14 protein-coding genes, 1 rRNA gene and 1 pseudogene are annotated in these 16,615 nt (G+C 73.7%); 1 reads left to right on the top strand and 15 read right to left on the bottom strand.

Annotated features, from left to right (window positions below; genetic code table 11):
• Nucleotides 1–34: 34 nt before the first annotated feature.
• On the top strand, nt 35–1,072 hold the full coding sequence (locus ACYVNR_RS17835) for an EamA family transporter (protein WP_461049843.1): 1,038 nt from the start codon (nt 35–37) through the stop codon (nt 1,070–1,072).
• Here the strand turns inward: ACYVNR_RS17835 and ACYVNR_RS17830 are convergent.
• The 15 genes and pseudogenes from ACYVNR_RS17830 to rrf form a co-directional block, all read right to left on the bottom strand.
• Nucleotides 971–1,269, bottom strand: a pseudogene (locus ACYVNR_RS17830) (YchJ family protein). The gene ACYVNR_RS17835 and the pseudogene ACYVNR_RS17830 sit on opposite strands and share 102 nt — an antisense overlap.
• 176 nt (nt 1,270–1,445) lie before the next feature.
• Nucleotides 1,446–2,153 (bottom strand): NUDIX domain-containing protein, encoded by a 708-nt coding sequence (locus tag ACYVNR_RS17825; protein ID WP_045192235.1) that lies wholly within the window; start codon nt 2,151–2,153, stop codon nt 1,446–1,448.
• An 18-nt stretch (nt 2,154–2,171) separates the two neighbouring features.
• Entirely contained in the window at nt 2,172–3,989 is a 1,818-nt protein-coding gene (locus ACYVNR_RS17820; protein WP_461049840.1) for a CTP synthase, read from the bottom strand.
• A complete protein-coding gene (locus ACYVNR_RS17815) occupies nt 3,947–5,101 on the bottom strand; it encodes a glycosyltransferase family 4 protein (RefSeq protein ID WP_461049838.1) in 1,155 nt (384 codons plus the stop codon). Before ACYVNR_RS17815 ends, ACYVNR_RS17820 begins: the two co-directional genes overlap by 43 nt.
• Nucleotides 5,098–6,771, bottom strand: a complete 1,674-nt coding sequence (gene murJ / locus ACYVNR_RS17810; protein ID WP_461049836.1) for a murein biosynthesis integral membrane protein MurJ — start codon at nt 6,769–6,771, stop codon at nt 5,098–5,100. The genes ACYVNR_RS17815 and murJ overlap by 4 nt, the downstream gene beginning before the upstream one ends.
• A gap of 83 nt (nt 6,772–6,854) precedes the next feature.
• On the bottom strand, nt 6,855–7,778 hold the full coding sequence (locus tag ACYVNR_RS17805; protein WP_461049834.1) for a hypothetical protein: 924 nt from the start codon (nt 7,776–7,778) through the stop codon (nt 6,855–6,857).
• On the bottom strand, nt 7,775–8,719 hold the full coding sequence (locus tag ACYVNR_RS17800) for a copper transporter (RefSeq protein ID WP_461049832.1): 945 nt from the start codon (nt 8,717–8,719) through the stop codon (nt 7,775–7,777). Before ACYVNR_RS17800 ends, ACYVNR_RS17805 begins: the two co-directional genes overlap by 4 nt.
• Nucleotides 8,716–9,897, bottom strand: a complete 1,182-nt coding sequence (gene steA, locus ACYVNR_RS17795) for a putative cytokinetic ring protein SteA (RefSeq protein ID WP_045192231.1) — start codon at nt 9,895–9,897, stop codon at nt 8,716–8,718. The genes ACYVNR_RS17800 and steA overlap by 4 nt, the downstream gene beginning before the upstream one ends.
• A 45-nt stretch (nt 9,898–9,942) precedes the next feature.
• The gene (gene recN / locus ACYVNR_RS17790) at nt 9,943–11,832 is read right to left on the bottom strand and encodes a DNA repair protein RecN (protein ID WP_461049830.1); all 1,890 of its coding nucleotides are present in this window, start codon (nt 11,830–11,832) and stop codon (nt 9,943–9,945) included.
• A 9-nt stretch (nt 11,833–11,841) separates the two neighbouring features.
• Complete coding sequence (locus tag ACYVNR_RS17785) at nt 11,842–12,789, bottom strand: NAD kinase (RefSeq protein WP_045192230.1); 948 nt, start codon at nt 12,787–12,789, stop codon at nt 11,842–11,844.
• Nucleotides 12,786–13,589, bottom strand: coding sequence for a TlyA family RNA methyltransferase (locus tag ACYVNR_RS17780; protein ID WP_045192229.1), 804 nt, complete (start codon nt 13,587–13,589; stop codon nt 12,786–12,788). The genes ACYVNR_RS17785 and ACYVNR_RS17780 overlap by 4 nt, the downstream gene beginning before the upstream one ends.
• Entirely contained in the window at nt 13,586–13,789 is a 204-nt protein-coding gene (locus tag ACYVNR_RS17775) for a hypothetical protein (protein ID WP_045192228.1), read from the bottom strand. The genes ACYVNR_RS17780 and ACYVNR_RS17775 overlap by 4 nt, the downstream gene beginning before the upstream one ends.
• Before the next feature lie 120 nt (nt 13,790–13,909).
• Nucleotides 13,910–14,950, bottom strand: coding sequence for an HAD-IIA family hydrolase (locus ACYVNR_RS17770; RefSeq protein ID WP_461049827.1), 1,041 nt, complete (start codon nt 14,948–14,950; stop codon nt 13,910–13,912).
• A 16-nt stretch (nt 14,951–14,966) separates the two neighbouring features.
• The gene (locus ACYVNR_RS17765; RefSeq protein ID WP_461049825.1) at nt 14,967–16,253 is read right to left on the bottom strand and encodes a tetratricopeptide repeat protein; all 1,287 of its coding nucleotides are present in this window, start codon (nt 16,251–16,253) and stop codon (nt 14,967–14,969) included.
• Nucleotides 16,254–16,370: 117 nt separating this feature from the next.
• Nucleotides 16,371–16,487 (bottom strand): 5S ribosomal RNA (gene rrf, locus ACYVNR_RS17760).
• Nucleotides 16,488–16,615 lie beyond the last annotated feature (128 nt).

Genomic DNA, 16,615 nt, shown 5'->3' with positions numbered 1-16,615 from the left:
GACGTGAACGGTCCACGCCCCCACGATGGTGGACATGCGCCCTCGTGACACCGCTCTCGCCGTCCTCGTCGCGATCATCTGGGGCACGAACTTCGTCGCGATCCGCACGGGCCTCGACTCGGTGCCACCCCTGCTCTTCCTCGCGGTGCGGTTCGTCGTCGTGTGCGTGCCCGCCGTCTTCTTCGTGCGCCGTCCCGGTCTGCCCTGGCGCGACCTGGCCCTGATCGGCGTCTTCACGAGCCTCGGGCAGTTCGCCCTCATGTACCTGGCCCTCGAGCTCGGGATGCCGCCCGGCCTCTCGTCGCTCGTGCTCCAGGCGCAGGTGCTCCTCACCGTCGTCATCGCCGCCCTGTGGCTGCGCGAGCGGCCATCGGTGGCCCAGCGCGTCGGCGTGGCCCTCAGCGGTGCGGGGCTGGTCACCATCGCGGCCGGTCGTGGCCTGAGCGCCCCGGTGCTCCCCCTCGTGGTGCTCGTCCTGGCAGCCGTCTCGTGGGCCGTCGGGAACGTGCTGACCCGTCGGGCCGGCTCGCGCTCCGGCTCGCTCACCGGCGCGGGCTCCGGCCTGGGCTCCGGCCTGGGCTCCGGCCTGGGCGTCACGGTGTGGTCGGGTCTCGTCGTCCCGGTTCCCGCCCTCGCCCTCTCCCTCGTCTTCGAGGGACCGGCTGCCATCGGGCACGCGCTCGGCAACGTCCAGTGGTCCGCCGTGCTGTCGACGGCCTACACGGCATACCTCTCGTCGCTCGTCGGCTACGGCATCTGGAACACCCTGCTCAGCCGCCACCCCGTCGCCAGGGTCACACCGTTCGCGATGCTCGTGCCGGTGTTCGGCATGGCGGCTGCCGCACTCGTCTACGACGAGCGGCCGCACGCCCTCGAGATCGTCGGGGGGCTGGTGCTCCTCGGCGGCGTCGCAGTCGCGGTGCTGCGAGCCGGGCGTCGTGGCGCGACGGCGGGCCGGCCGGGCGACGGCTCAGCGCTGGTCGCCGTCGACGTAGACCCAGCGACCGGCACGCCGGGCGAAACGGCTGAGCTCGTGCAGGCGACCCGTCGCCGCTCGTCCGTTGGCGGCTGACGGTTCCTCGAACCCGGCGACGAACTCGACGACACCCTCGTCGTCGGCGGCGGCGCCGCGCTCGGTGCGGACGACGGTGAGGCCCGTCCACGTCGTCGACGGGTCGAGCTCGAGCACCTCGGGACGCTGCGCGGGTGCCACGTGCGCACGAGGTGGTCGACGTCGCCCGTGGCGAAGGCCGTGTAGCGCGAGCGCATCAGCTCCTCTGCCGTGGCGGCGTCGCGTTCGCCGGCGAGCACCGGCCCGCAGCACAGGGCGTATGCCGTCCCGCTGCCGCACGGGCAGCCGCGGACGGGAGTCGTGCCACCACCACCACGACCACGGCCGAAGGAACGGCCGGTGCGACCGGAGGAACCACCGGCGGACGAGCCGCTCACGGTGTCGACGAGGCCGACGAGGCCGACGAGGTGGCCGAGGTGGCCTGCGCCTCGCGGGCGGGCCACGGGGCGTCGTGGGGTCGCAGCGTCGACCAGCCGCGGCTCTTCGACAGTCCGGCGCTGAGGAGTCCGACGAGCGTGGCGGAGTTGCTGATGCGCCCCGTCAGCGCGGCGTCGACGGCGTCGTCGAGGGAAACCCACAGCGGCCGCAGCGTGAGCTCCTCGGCGGTGCGCTGGTGCGCCTCGGCCTCGGGGACGTCACTCAGGCCGCGGGCGAGGAAGATGCGTACGGTCTCGGGGAAGGCGCCCGGCGACGTGACGTCGTCGGCGAGCACGTGCCACTCGTCCGCGACGAGGTCGACCTCCTCGGCGAGCTCGCGGGCGGCCGCGTCGCGCGGCGGCTCACCCGCCACGTCGAGCAGACCGGCCGGCAGCTCCCAGACGTGCCCGCCGCTCGCGTGGCGGTACTGCCTGATGAGCAGCACATGGTCCACGCCCTCGACCTCGCGCAGGGCGAGGATGGCGACCGCGCCGGGGTGCGTCACGAAGTCACGGGTGACGACACCCCCGGCGCCGAGGTCGACGCGCTCGCGCACGACGTCGAAGATCATCCCCTCGAACGGGGTCGACGACTCGAGGACGGGCTCGGCGGCCCACTCCTCGACGATGTCGCTGCCGGTGCCGATGGGCGCGCCGAGGCTCAACCGCTGCTCCCCCGCCCGTCAGTCGACGTCGGTGGCGCCGGCGGAGACCGACGCGAGCTCGTCGCGCTGGCTGCCCTGGTCATCGGAGTCCGACGCGTCGGCGGCGTCGTGGCTGCGGTGCCGCTCCACCTCGACGAGCCGCTCGCTGCGCTGCCGCTCGAGAGCCGCCCCGATGAGGCCGGCGAAGAGCGGGTGCGCGCGGTTCGGGCGCGAGAGGAACTCCGGGTGCGCCTGCGTCGAGACGTAGTAGGGGTGCACGTCGCGCGGGAGCTCGACGAACTCGACGAGCGTGCCGTCGGGCGAGGTGCCCGAGAAGACGAGGCCCGCCTTCTCGAGGTCGGCGCGGTAGGCGTTGTTGACCTCGTAGCGGTGGCGGTGGCGCTCCTTGACCTCGGACTGCCCGTACGCCTCGCGGATGACGCTGCCCTCCTTGAGGGCCGCCGGGTAGAGGCCGAGGCGCATCGTGCCGCCGAGGTCGCCGGCGCCCTCGACGAACGCCTTCTGCTCCTCCATCGTCGCGATGACGGGGTGAGCGGTCTCGGGGTCGAACTCGGTCGAGCTCGCATCGGCGATGCCGAGCTCGGTGCGGGCGTACTCGATGACCATGCACTGCAGGCCGAGGCAGATGCCGAGGGTCGGCACCTGCTTCTCGCGGGCCCAGCGCAGCGCCCCGAGCTTGCCCTCGATGCCGCGCACGCCGAAGCCGCCGGGCACGAGCACCGCGTCGACGCCGCCGAGGGCGCGCTGGGCACCGGCCTCGGTCTGGCACTCGTCGCTGGCGACCCAGCGGAGGTTGACCTTGGCGTCGTGGTGGAATCCGCCCGCGCGCAGCGCCTCGGTGACGGAGAGGTAGGCGTCGGGCAGGTCGATGTACTTGCCGACGAGGGCGATCTCGATCTCGTGCTCGGGGTCGTGCACGCGCTCGAGCAGCTGGTCCCACTCGGTCCAGTCGACGTCGCGGAAGTTGAGCCCGAGGCGACGGATGACGTAGGCGTCGAGGCCCTCGCGGTGCAGCACCTTGGGGATGTCGTAGATGCTCGGCGCGTCGACGCACGCCGCGACGGCGGTGACGTCGACGTCGCACATGAGTGAGATCTTGCGCTTGATCGGCTCGGGGATGTCGCGGTCGGCGCGGAGCACGAGGCCGTCGGGCTGGATGCCGACCTGGCGCAGGGCTGCCACCGAGTGCTGGGTCGGCTTCGTCTTCAGCTCACCGCTCGGGGCGAGGTAGGGCACGAGCGAGACGTGGAGGAAGAAGCTGTTGTCGCGGCCGATGAGGTGGCGCACCTGGCGGGCCGCCTCGAGGAAGGGCAGCGACTCGATGTCGCCGACGGTGCCGCCGATCTCGGTGATGATGACGTCGGGCGCGTCGGCGCCACCCGTCGCGAGCGCCCGCATGCGGGCGACGATCTCGTTGGTGATGTGCGGGATCACCTGGACCGTGTCACCGAGGTACTCGCCGCGGCGCTCCTTGGCGATGACGTTGTTGTAGACCTGGCCGGTCGTCACGTTCGCCGCGCCGACGAGGTTCACGTCGAGGAACCGCTCGTAGTGACCGATGTCGAGGTCCGTCTCGGCGCCGTCGTCGGTCACGAAGACCTCGCCGTGCTGGAACGGGTTCATCGTCCCGGGGTCCACGTTGATGTAGGGGTCGAGCTTCTGCATCGTGACCTTGAGGCCACGCGATCTGAGAAGTCGTCCGAGGCTGGAGGCCGTCAGGCCCTTGCCGAGCGAGGAGGCCACGCCCCCGGTCACAAAGATGTGCTTCGTCGTTTCCACCACGGGCTTTAAGTCTACGTCATCGCGCGGGGGTCTCGGGCATACCGGTCCGCCCATCGGCGCGCCTCGTCCTGCGGCGAGTCCCAGGACGCCGCGACGGCACGGCCCGCGGCACCCAGCCTGGCCCGCTCGTCCGGGTCTTCGAGGAGCCGGTCGACCGCGGTTGCCGCGGCTGCCGGGTCGCCCACCGGCACCAGCACACCCGCCCCGGCGAGCAGCCCGGGCAGGCCCCCGGTCCGCGTCGCGACGACCGGCACTCCGGCCGCCATCGCCTCCTGCACGACGAGCGCTCGCGCCTCCCAGCGGCTCGTGAGGACGAACAGGTCCGCGAGACGCAGCCAGCTCGTGACGTCGTCACGAGCCCCGACGAAGTGCACGTTCGGGCGTGTCGCGCCGGCGGGCTGTCCTTCGGGTCCACGTATGCCGTGTGCGACCTCCTCGAGGCGGCTGCGCAGGCCGGCGTCTCCGTCGCCCACGACGACCCAGGACGCGGCCGACGTCGACAGTCCCGCCGCGGCGACCAGCGTCCCGAGGTCCTTCTGCGGGGCGATCCTCGAGACCACGAGCACGACGGGAGGTCCGGAGGGGATGCCCGCTCCGGAGAGCAGCAGCGCCCGCTCGTCGGGCGTCAGGCGGTCGGCGTCGAGCAGTGGGGCGACTCGGGCCGAGGGGACGTGGGCGATCTCGGCGCGCTGGGCTCCGAGCGACTCGGCCAGCGCGACGAGGTCGTCGCTGGCCCCGGTGACGAGGTCGGCCCGACGCAGCGCCCAGCCGACGGCGGAGCGCCCCACCGAGGACTTCAGGCCACCCAGTCCCCCGGTCGCCGGCGGGAGGTCGTTGTGCAACGACGCCACCAGCCGCGGTTGCGGACGCGCGCGGAGCACGGCGACGGCAGCCACGACCGCGGCCTGGTGGCCGTGGGCGTGGACGACGTCGACCGTTCCGGCGAGCTGCATGATCCGGTGCCAGTCGAGCAGACCTCGCGGTGCGCGCGCGCCGGCATGGACCGGCCACAGCCGGTGCGCGTCGTGCCAGCCGAAGGTGTCCGCGGTCGACCCGGCCGCCACGACCTGGACGTCATGGCCTTCGGCCCGCAGGCCGGAGACGAGCGCGTCGACGTGGGCGCCGACCCCTCCCGCTGCACGCCCGACGACCATGAGCACCCTCACGGGGCGACCTCCTCGACGTCGGAGGCAGCGACGACGGCCGCGCGCGATCGACGCACCCGGTGCCCGAGCGACGGGTCGATGGCCAGGGCCACCCCGACCATGACGGCAAGTGCCAGCAGTCCCGCGCCGACGCCCACCACGAGGCTCGAGCCCAGCGTGTGCCCGACCCCCCGCGCCGCCAGCCACGAGCTCACCGCTCGGCCCGCGGCCGCGGCCGCGACGGACCCGGCGAGTGCCGCGCCGAGTGGCCGCCACGGCAGCCGCAGCGACGACCAGCCCCAGCTGCGGGCGACCAGCGCGACGAGCAGCACCGCGCCCAGCGCGAGGCCCGCGCTCGACCCGGCGGCCAGGGCGCGGAGCGTGTCCGGTCCCCCCGCCCCGTCCGGCTCGAGGACGAGGAGCGGCACCACGACGGTGGACAGCCACCCGAGGCCCGCGAGGCCACCGGCGACCACGGCCCGGCCACGCACGTAGGACGCGCGCGTGAGCAGCCCGATGGCGCCGAGGGCCAGCACCGAGGGGGCGAAGGCGGTGACCGCGTCACCCATCGCCGAGAGCGTCCCTAGCGAGGCGGCCCGGTCTGAACCGGCATCGAGGGCGCTGAAGAACGCGCCGACCGGCACGGCGACCGCGACGAGCGCGGCCACGCCGAAGAGCGACACGACGACCGTGGCGAGCCACGCCCGGCGCAGCGTCGCGGACGCGTCGACGCTCTTGTCGGTGGACGTGCCGCCTCCTGAGGCCGACCCCGTCTGGTCGCCGCCCTGCCCGGCGGTCCCTCCGGCGGCCTGTGCGCCGGCCAGCGACGGGAACGCGGCGGTGGCGAGCGGAACGGCGAGGACGGCATACGGCAGGAGGGTCACCGCCTGGGCGTACGTGTAGACGTTGAGCGTGCCCGAGCCGCCGCGGTCGTTGGCGAGCCGGATGACGACGAGCGTCGCGAGCTGCTGTCCCGCCACCGCCAGCAGGCCGGCCACGGCCAGGGCCCTCACCCGCCGCGCCACACCGTCGGGAAACCTGAGCCGGGGCCTCAGGCGGATGCCGGCGCGGCGCACGGGGACGACGAGAGGCAGCGCGAGCGCGACGACCCCGAACGTCGTGCCGGCACCGAGCACGGCCGTCGCCGACCCCGGCACGTCGCCGATCGCTGCGGCCGGGTCGGGCACGAGCGCGCGGTAGGCGAGGTAGGCGGCGATGACGACGACGCTGGAGAGCAGCGGAGCCAGTGCGGCGCCGACGAAGCGACGGTGCGACTGCAGCACGCCGGCCAGCACGATCGCGACGCCGTAGAGCGGGATCTGCACGGCGAAGACGCGCAGCAGCTCGGCGCCGAGGTCGACCTCGCCCGAGCAGCCGGTGCCGAGCAACGCGGACGCCAGGGGCCGCGCCGCCAGCGCCACGACGGCGCCGAGGGGCACGAGCACGACCACGGCCCAGCTGAGCAGCGCGGAGGCCGTCTCGTCGGCGTGGGCACGGTCGCCGCGGGCCAGCGCACCGGCGACGAGGGGCACCACGACGGCGGCGAGCACGCCACCCGCCGCGATCTCGAACAGCACGTTGGGCACGGCGTTGACGGACTGGTAGACGCTGCCGACGCACGTCGCGCCGACCGAGTGCGAGAAGGCGAACCAGCGGCCGAAGCCGACAACGCGCGCGAGGAGCGTGAGCACGGCGATCGTGCCGGCCGCGGCGAGGAGCCCCCCACGCGGGAGACCTCTGCGCGCGGACCCACTGCGCGCCGGGGCCGCGGGGGTCACCGGCTCCCCCGGCCCCACCGGTCGAGCCGCCGCAGCACCGGATGGCCGTCGATGACGCGGGTGAAGCTGACCCGCTCCGACGCGAGTGTCAGGGCGGCCAGCCCCGCGAGGGCGACGACCCGGCCGGGCAGGCGGGTGCGCTCGACGAGGGCCAGGCCGACGAGCGCGCCGGCGGCGTTGGCGCCCGTGTCGCCGAGCATCGAGCGGGCCGCGAGGTCGTCGCGCACCACGCCGGCCGACGACCCGACGGCGACGGCCCCGGGAAGCGTGCCGAGGAGCGGCAGTCCGGCGAGGGTGGTCACCTTGAGCGCACGCCCCGGACGCAGGTCGAAGAGGTTGACGGCGTTCGCAGCACCGGCGACCACGGCGCCGCCGACCAGCGTGGCGAGCGCTCCCCCGCGACCGCCACCGTCGGCCGTCCGGGCGTCGGCCATGGCCGCACCCACGAGGCCGGAGGCCGCGAGGCCCACGATCTTGACCGCGCCGGTGGTCACCTGACCGCGGGAGAGAGCCCCGAGGTGCCCCTTGAGGCCTTTGTCGTCGGCGCCGCCGGTGAGGTCGTCGAGTGCGCCGAGCGCCCCGGCGGCGACGGCCACCACGACGGCGCTGCCTGCCGCGACCCCACCCGTCCGCGCGCCGAGGGCCGCGCCCGCGAGAGCCCCACCAACAGCGCCGCCGACCCAGGCCGGCCCCTCGAGGAGGGTGACGGGACGTCCGGCGTGGTTGGTGCGTTCCCACGGCTGGGCGGCCGCGCGGGGCAGGCGTTGCCCGAGGCGCAACAGCGCCGCGGACGTGGCCGCGGACACCAGCAACGGCACCACGGTCGACCCGACGGACGACCTGACGGACGAAGCGGAGGAGGTGCGGTGCTCGTCGCCGGGCCCGGCGACCGAACCGGCGCGCCGGCGCCCGGACCTCACGGGAGCACTCTCGGGACGGTGGCGGTCGCACCCGCGTCGACGCCGTAGTGACCGATGCGCTCGTCGAGGACGTCCTCGACGGCGAGCACGACCGCGGCGGGACCGTCGCCCGAGCGGGCGTGGTCGACCGTGGCGACGACGCCCGCGGTCTCGGACTTCTCACGGACTGCCTGGACGGCGTTGGACGTGACAGGCTGGCCGGCCGCGGCGACGGTGCTGCCACCGGCCACGACCGTGGCCCGCGAGGAGCCCGCCATCGCCTCGACGAGGGAACGGATCGCGTCGGACCGGGCGGCGACCACCCTGTCGTCGCCCGCGAAGTCGCCCGACACGACGATCGCCACGTCGGCGGTGGGCAGGTCGGCCACGGACGAGTCGAGCAGGTCGGCGTCGACGAGGGCCTTGAGCCCGGCGGCGCGTGCCGGCGACGCGTTGGCCGGCGCCTTGGAGACGGTGAGCTGCGTGAGCACCGTCGTGAGCAGGTCGTCGCCGGTCGCCGTGGAGTCGAGACCGAGCGCCGTGGCGCCGGCGCGCGCGGCCTGGTCGCGCTCGGTGGCCCGGCCGGCGTCGAACCAGTCGGGCCCGATCGACACGGTGCCGGTGAGGGCGGCCCCGCTCTGGCGGACGACCTCTTCGAGGTTCGTGACCATGGTGCCGTCGGCGGAGGGCATCACGACGACGACGACGCGGTGGCCGGTGAGGCGCCCGCCGACGACACGCGGCTGCACGGCCGTGGCGAACTCGTCGGAGGCGTCGACGAGCTTCTCGCTCGTCGTGAGCTTGTCGTTGAGGCCCTGCTTCTCGGTGCGCAGCGCCGCCACCTGGTCGCTCAGCTGGTCGCCGAGGTTGGCCTGCAGGGGGCCGGCGCCCAGCACGATGCCCACCGCGAGGGCCAGGAACACCGAGATGATCGAGACGAGGTGGTAGCGGAAGTCGATCACGCGAAGATCCCAACGACGGCGGTCCAGAGGTCGTCCCAGCGGGCGGCGAGGACCTGCAGCCAGGCTTGCCCGGCCGGGGTGGAGGCGAGGGCGGCGAAGAAGGCCAGCATGCCGACGAGCAGCATGGTCACGAGCAGCCGCCCGGGGATGCGGGCGCGGTAGAGCTGGCTGACGCCCTTGGCGTCGACGAGCTTGCCGCCGACGCGCAGCCGCGTGAGGAAGGTCGAGGCCTGCCCGTCCCGGCCCTTGTCGAGGAACTCGACGAGGGTCACGTGGGTGCCCACGGCGACGATCAGCTCGGCACCGGAGTCGTCGGCGAGGAGCATCGCGACGTCCTCGCTCGTGCCGGCAGCGGGGAAGACGACGGGGCTGATGCCGAGCGCCTCGACCCGGGCGAGCCCCGGTGCTCTGCCGTCGCGGTAGGCGTGCACGACGATCTCGGCGCCGCTGCGCAGCGCCTTGTCGGAGACGGAGTCCATGTCGCCGACGATGAGGTCGGGACGGTGCCCGGACTCGAGGATGGCGTCCGCGCCCCCGTCCACGCCGATGAGGACGGGGCGGTACTCGCGGATGTAGGGCTTGAGGGCCTCGAGGTCCTCCTTGTAGTGGTAGCCACGCACCACGATGAGGCAGTGCCGCCCGTCGAGGTCGGTGGTGATGGGCGGGACCCCGATGCCGTCGAGCAGGAGGTCGCGCTCCTTGCGGATGAACTCCATCGTGTTCGTCGCGAAGGCCTCGATCTGGACGGCCAGCCCCGCGCGCGCGTCGTGCATCTGCGCCGCCACCGCAGGGCCGTCGAGAAGGGCGCCCGTCGCGACCTTGCTCTCTCCCGACCAGAGATCCGTCCCATCGAGGCGCAGCGGCACCCCGTCGGTGATCGCCATGACCTCGGGACCGGCGGCGTCGAGCACCGGGATGCCGGCGTCGACGAGGATCTGGGGCCCGAGGTTGGGGTAGCGCCCCGTGATGGAGGCGCTGGCGTTGACCACTGCGGCGGGGCGGATCGACACCAGGGCGTCGGCGCTGACCTTGTCGAGGTCGGCGTGGTCGATCACGGCGATGTCGCCCGGCTGGAGCCGCTTCGTCAGGCGCTTGGTGCGGCGGTCGACGCGTGCCGGGCCGGTGACGCCTGGAGCGGTGTCGCGGGCGCCGGGGCGGCGGCGGATCGGGAGAGCCATGATGCGCTCAATCGTGCCACGTCGGACGCCCCGGGGCCGAGGCGGTCAGGACGTGGCGCCGCTGCGTGCCCGGGTGCGCCGCCCACCGGACGACGTGCTCGCCGACGTGCTCGCCGACGTGCTCGCCGGCGTGCCTGACGACGCGCGTGACGAGGCGCGCTTGGCCGAGCCGCGGGAGGCGGCCCGCGCCTCGCCGGTCTGCTCGAGGAGGTCGCCGGCGTGGGCGAGGCCGGCCTCGGAGTGAGGGTCGCCGCCCATCATCCGCGACAGCTCGCGCAGACGCGCGTCGCCCTCGACGACCGACACGCTGCTCGAGGTGATGCGGCCGTCGTCGGCCTTGTGCACGACGAGGTGCCGGTCGGCGAACGCCGCCACCTGGGCCAGGTGGGTGACGACGATGACCTGTGCGTGCTGGGCCAGGGCGGCGAGGCGTGCCCCGACGTCGAGTGCCGCCCGTCCGCCCACGCCGGCGTCGACCTCGTCGAAGACGAAGGTCGGCGGGCCGCTCACTCCGTCGGCCGCCGCGCTGCGCGACCCGACGACCTCGAGCGCGAGCATGACGCGGGAGAGCTCACCGCCCGACGCCGCCTTGGCGACGCTGCGCGGTGCGGCACCCGGGTTGGCGGCGAGGAGGATCTCGACGTCGTCGATGCCGTGACGCGAGAGGCGCACCTTCTCGCCGTCCGGGAGGCCGACACCCTCGGGGTCGGTGCGGCGTCGCACGTCGACGTGGACGACCGCCTTGCCCATGGCCAGGTGGGCGAGCTCCTGGGAGACCCTGCCGCCGAAGTCGGTCCCCGCCGAGCGCCGCGCGTCCGACAGGGCGAGCGACGCCGTGACGACGGCCTCCTGCAGCTCGGCGACCTCGGCCCCGAGGCGTTCGACACGGTCGTCGGCCGTGACGAGCTCGTCGAGGCGCGCGGCGGCGCGCTGCGACCAGTCGAGCACCTCGTCGACGGTCTCGCCGTACTTGCGGGTGAGCACCCCCAACGCCGCCCTGCGCTCCTGGACGAAGCCGAGACGCTCAGGGTCGAGCTCGACGTCCTCGAGGTATGCCGTGAGGTCGGCGGACAGGTCGGTGACCAGGGTGCCCAGCTCGTGCAGGCGGGTGTCGAACCCGGACAGTGCGTCGTCGTGGGTGGTGGCCGGCGCGAGGGCTCCCCTGGCCGACCCGATGAGGTCACGCACGTTGGGAGCCGGCTCGGCGGCATACTCGTCGCCGCTGAGGTCGGCCAGCGCCTGTGCAGCGGCGAGACGGAGGGTGTCGGCGTGCGCGAGGCGCGCGTCCTCGGCGCGCAACGCGAGGTCCTCGCCGGGCTGGGGGTCGACCGACTCGATCTCCTCGAGCGAGGCCGTGAGGGAGTCGATCTCGCGGGCTCGGTCACGTGCCTCGGCGACGAGACGGTCGTGCTCGCGGGCGGCGTCGCGCCACCGGTCGTAGAGCTCGGCCACCCGGTCTCGCAGGGCGACGACCTCGGAGCCGCCGAAGTCGTCGAGGACCTCGCGGTGGGCATCGCCCTGCTTGAGCCGCCACTGGTCGGCCTGTCCGTGGACCGCGACGAGCAGCTGCCCGAGGTCGGCCAGGACCGAGACGGGCGCCGTGCGGCCACCGACGTGCGCGCGCGAGCGGCCGGCCGCGGCGATGGTGCGCGCGATGACGAGCTCGCCCTCGTCGTGGTCGGCGCCGGCCTCGTCGGCGCGGGCCAGCGCCGGGTGGTCGACCGGCAGCTGGACGACGCCTTCGACGAGGGCCGAGTCGGACCCGGTGCGGACGAGCCCGGAGTCGGCGCGCTCGCCGAGCAGCAGCCCGAGCCCCGAGACGACCATGGTCTTGCCGGCGCCGGTCTCGCCGGTGAGCACGTTGAGCCCGGGGCTCAGCTCGAGGACGGCGTCGTCGATGACGCCGACGCCACGGATCCTCATCTGGCTGAACACGGGACCACCTTAGGGCCGGGCACCCTCACCGCCGTCGACGCCGTCCACCGTGAGCGCCGTGTCGCCGTTGCCGCGCCAGCCCTCGACCGAGAGGTTGAACTTCGCGACGAGCCGGTCGGTGAAGGGTGCGCTCGTGAGCCGGGCCAGCCGGATCGGCCGGATGCCGCGCCGCACCTCGATGCGTGCGCCCGGTGGCAGGTCGACGTGTCGGCGCCCGTCGCACCACATGACGCCGGCGCCCTCGGTCGCCGCCTTGATCTCGACGGCGAGGTGGGTGTCCGGACCGAGCACGAGCGGCCGGGCGAACAGGGCGTGGGCTGCACTCGGCACGAGCAGCATCGCCTGGACCTGCGGCCACACGACCGGTCCGCCGGCGGAGAAGGCGTATGCCGTCGAGCCCGTCGGCGTCGACACGATAACCCCGTCGCAGCCCCAGCTCGAGAGAGGTCGACCGTCGACCTCGACCGTCACCTCGAGCATCCGCTCGCGGGCGGCCTTCTCGACGCTCACCTCGTTGAGCGCCCAGCTGCTGGCGATGAGCTCTCCGTGCAGCTTGGCGTCGACGTGGAGCGTCATGCGCTCCTCGACGGCGTAGTCGTTGTTGGCGATGTGCTCGACGGTCGCGTCGAGACGGTCGCGCTCGGCCTCGGCGAGGAAGCCGACGTGTCCGAGGTTGACGCCGAGCAGCGGCACGTCGACGCTCCGGGCGAACTCTGCGCCGCGAAGGATGGTGCCGTCGCCACCGAGCACGACGACGAGATCGCACCCCTCGGCGACCTGCTCCTCGGCGGGGGCGATGTGGACGCGGGCGGTGTCCTTGAGGTCGAGTGCCTTCGCCTCGTCGGCCTGCAGTGACACCTCGATGCCGAGGTGGGTGAGCCGACGGACCACCCCCTTGGCGACCGCGAGAGCCTCGGGACGGCGCGGGTGTGCCACGAGCAGGATCCGGCGCGTCACGGGTCTCCCTCCAGGTCGATGGCCTCCAGCATGTCATCCGTCGAGGTCGGGGACGCGTCGGGGACCGGCCGGGGCGCCAGCCAGAAGAGGAACTCGCGGTTGCCGTCTCCCCCGGTGATCGGGCTCGCCGTGGCGCCGTGCAGGTGCAGCCCCTGCCCGGTCGCGACCTCGGCGACGTCGCGCAGCACCCTGCGGTGCTCGTGCCGTGACGTGACGACCCCGGTGCGGCTGAGCCGCTCACGGCCCACCTCGAACTGCGGCTTGACGAGCACGACGAGGTCGCCGTCGTCGGTGACGAGGGGTCGCATGGCCGGCAGCGCTATGGCCAGCGAGATGAAGCTGAGGTCCGAGACGACCAGGTCGAACTGCCCGCCGAGGGCGTCGGCGTCGACGTCGCGGATGTTCGTGCCCGGCAGGTCACGGACCCGCTCGTCGGACGCCACCGACGAGACCAGCTGCCCGTGGCCGACGTCGAGGGCCGTCACGTGGGCCGCGCCGTGCTCCAGCAGCACCTGCGTGAACCCACCGGTGCTCGCGCCGACGTCGAGGCACCGGCGTCCGGCAACCTCGATGGGCCACCGCTGCACGGCGTGCAGCAGCTTGAGCGCGGCGCGCCCGACCCACCGGTCCGGCTCGCGCGTCAGCTCGACGGCGGACGCGTCGTCCACGTGCTGGGCCGGCTTCGCGGCAGGTCGGCCGTCGACGAGGACGACGCCGGCCGCGACGAGCTCACGGGCCTGGGTGCGTGACCGGGCCAGGCCTCGGGCCACGAGCTCGACGTCGAGTCGACGCGCCGTCACGCCCCACCGAGTCCGCCGAGGCGGCTCTGAAGGCTGCGGTGCGCGTGTTCCCCCGACTCGATGCGCTCGGCGAACGACCCCGCTTGCGACCGGGCGAGCTGCATCATCGCCTCGTCGACGGCCTCGTCGCCGGTGACGGGCGGGACCGGGTGGTCGACGTCCTCGTGCTCCTCGCGGCGGGCGTCAGTGTCGCCAAACATGGGTTCCTCCGTGCGGTACGTGCCGAGTCCTGCGTCCGCTCACGCTACCCCGTCGCTGGCAACGACCGGACGAGCAGGCACGCGCGTCCTCGAGTCACGATGTCCTCCCGTCACGACGGCTCAGAGGAGGCGGTTCAGTACGACCTCAGCGGCGTGGGAGAGCTCGTCCGGCGACCGTCCGGCCTCACGCTCCCCCAGCAGGGCTGCGACTCCCGCCCGGACGGCCTCGACCGGGCTCGCCCCGCCGGCGTCGAGACGCAGCTCACCGTCGGCGAACCGCGCGCGCGCCGAACCGCAGTGCCAGCTTCCGTGCTTCTCCACCGGTGCCGCGTACGGCCGGAACAGGTCGGTCAACGAGCCGATCACGTAGGTCGGCGTGGCCTGCGTCTGCATGAGGTCGGAGGGCAGGTCGACGCCTGTGAGCACCCAGGCGGAGTCGAGACCAGCCGCGGCGGCGCCGTCGATGTCCGTCGCCAGCCGGTCGCCGATCGCGAGGGTGCGCGACGCATCGGTGCCGAGGTGGTCGAGGGCGAGCCGGTAGAGCGGCGGGTGGGGTTTGCCCACGACGTCGGGGCGACGTCCGAGCGCCGTGACGAGCAGGTCGACGTAGGCGCCGTTGCCCGGCGCCTGCCCCCACGGAAGCGGCAGGGTCGCGTCGTCGTTCGTGGCGACCCAGGGCAGACCGGTGCCGAGCAGCCGCGCCGCGGTCTCGAAGTCCCACACCGTCAGGTCGCGCCCGAGGCCCTGAAGCACGGCCGCCACACGGTTGGGCCCGGCGTCGTCGCCGCGGTCCCGCGGCCGCACGGGTTCGAGGCCGGCCCGGGTGAGGGCCTCCGCGACGCCCTCACCGCCGAGGGCGAGCACCCGCGTCCCTGCGGGAAGGCTCCGCGCGAGCTGTGCTGCTCCGGCCTCGGCGCTGGTGACCACGTCGTCCGGCGTCGCGGGCACGCCCAGACCGGCGAGGTGCTCGGCGACCTCGGCCACCACCCGAGACGCATTGTTCGTCGCATAGATGACCTGGACGCCCCGAGTCCGCAAGTCCCGCAGCACCTTTGGGGCGTCTGGCACCGGGTCGTCACCACGGTAGACGACGCCGTCCAGGTCGCAGACCACGCCGTCGTATGCCGCGATGAGTGCGGCGTCCTTCACGTCCTCAGCCATCCGCCGGCAGCCACGCTCAGGACTCGTGGCCCTCGTCGTGGCCCTCGTCGTGGCCCTCGTCGTCCTCGTCGCCGAGCAGGTCGGTGACGTCGACGCCGTCGAGCTCCTCCAGGCGCTCAGCGGCGTCGGTGGTCAGCTCGTGGTCGGCCTCGGCGGCACGGGCGAACCAGTCGCGAGCCGCCTCGGCGTCACCCGCAGCCAGCTTCGCGTCCGCGTAGGCGTAGAAGAGCCGGGCAGCCGACGGTCGGTTGGGGTTGATCCGCTTGACCAGGTCGCTGAGCCCTGCGGCCGCAGCATCCAGCTGGCCGAGGTCGCGGCGGATGCCCGAGACGACGATCGCCAGCTCCACCCTGTCGTCGATGGCGAGGTTGTTCGCCTCCTCGGTCTGGGCGAGCTCGAGCGCCTTGGTGTGGCGGCCCAGCGCCCGCTCGCAGTCGACCATGAGCGGCAGCAGGTGGCTCGACCCGGAGAGGCGGCGAACGGTGCGGAACTCCCCCAGCGCCCGCGCCCAGTCGCCGAGGCGGTAGGCGACGAGCCCGAGGGCCTCTCGCGCCGCCGGGACACGGCCGGCGCGACGTACCGCGGTCTCGGCGTGCGCCAGGGCGGCCTCGGGCTCGACGTCGAGCAGCTCGGCCACCATGACAAGGTGCTGGGCCACACCCTCGGCGTTCTCCTTGGACAGCGTGCGCAGCTGGTTCTTGACGCCGCGGTCCACCTCATGGCCGGTCACGCCCTCCCGGATGGCCGGTTCCGGCTTGCGGGGGCTCTTCGGCGTCAGGCGGGGACCACCACGGCGCTCCTCCTCGTGCGGTCGCCCGGCGCCGCCACGGGGCCGGTCGTCCCGACGCGGCCGGTCGTCGTAGCGGCGAGGCCCACGGTCATCACGGCCACCGCCGGAGCGGTAGCCACCACGGTCATCGCGGCCGCCACCGGAGCGGCGGTCATCGGAGCGGTAGCCGCCACGGTCGTCGCGGCCGCCACCGGAGCGGCGGTCATCGGAGCGGTAGCCGCCACGGTCGTCGCGGCCGCCACCGGAGCGGCGGTCGTCCGAGCGGTAGCCGCCACGGTCGTCGCGGCCGCCACCGGAGCGGCGGTCATCGGAGCGGTAGCCGCCACGGTCGTCGCGGCCGCCACCGGAACGGCGGTCATCCGACCGGTAGCCCCCCCGGTCGTCGCGACGCTGCCCACCGGACCGGGGAGCACCGGAGCCACGGCCGGCGCCATGGCCCCGCGCCGGGCCTCGCTGACCGCCGTCGCGGTCGCGGCGCTCGTTACGGCTGTCGTTGCCGTCCTGGTCACTCATGTTCAGCATCCTTCCGCGCCGACCTCGGTCGGCGCCACCTCTACGTTCATCGGGCACAAAGAAAGAGCGCCCCAGTCGGATCAATGAAGTTCCGTCTGGGGCGCTCTGACAAAGTGTGTCCGGCTGCGTCCTACTCTCCCACACCGTCACCAGTGCAGTACCATCGGCGCTGAAGGGCTTAGCTTCCGGGTTCGGAATGGAGCCGGGCGTTTCCCCTTCGCTATGACAGCCGAAACTCTATGGAGATATCAAAATCTTCATGGACGCGGACAGCTCACCCGTCGGGTGGTGTCGTGGTTGCGTTCCCGTTTGTATCTCGGGAACTGCACAGTGGACGCGTAGCATCTTTGTGAGTCAAGTTA

The organism is Terrabacter koreensis (genome assembly GCF_054783315.1).
Note: the sequence above shows the minus strand (reverse complement) of the source record. Positions and strands in the feature narration are given on the sequence as shown.

Bases quoted from the DNA above. Each gene is read 5' to 3' on its own strand.
- ACYVNR_RS17835 (WP_461049843.1), top strand. From the start codon at position 35: ATGCGCCCTCGTGACACCGCTCTCGCCGTCCTCGTCGCGATCATCTGG.
- ACYVNR_RS17820 (WP_461049840.1), bottom strand. From the start codon at position 3,989: ATGGGCGGACCGGTATGCCCGAGACCCCCGCGCGATGACGTAGACTTA.
- steA (WP_045192231.1), bottom strand. From the start codon at position 9,897: ATGGCTCTCCCGATCCGCCGCCGCCCCGGCGCCCGCGACACCGCTCCA.
- ACYVNR_RS17775 (WP_045192228.1), bottom strand. From the start codon at position 13,789: ATGTTTGGCGACACTGACGCCCGCCGCGAGGAGCACGAGGACGTCGAC.
- ACYVNR_RS17770 (WP_461049827.1), bottom strand. From the start codon at position 14,950: ATGGCTGAGGACGTGAAGGACGCCGCACTCATCGCGGCATACGACGGC.
- ACYVNR_RS17765 (WP_461049825.1), bottom strand. From the start codon at position 16,253: ATGAGTGACCAGGACGGCAACGACAGCCGTAACGAGCGCCGCGACCGC.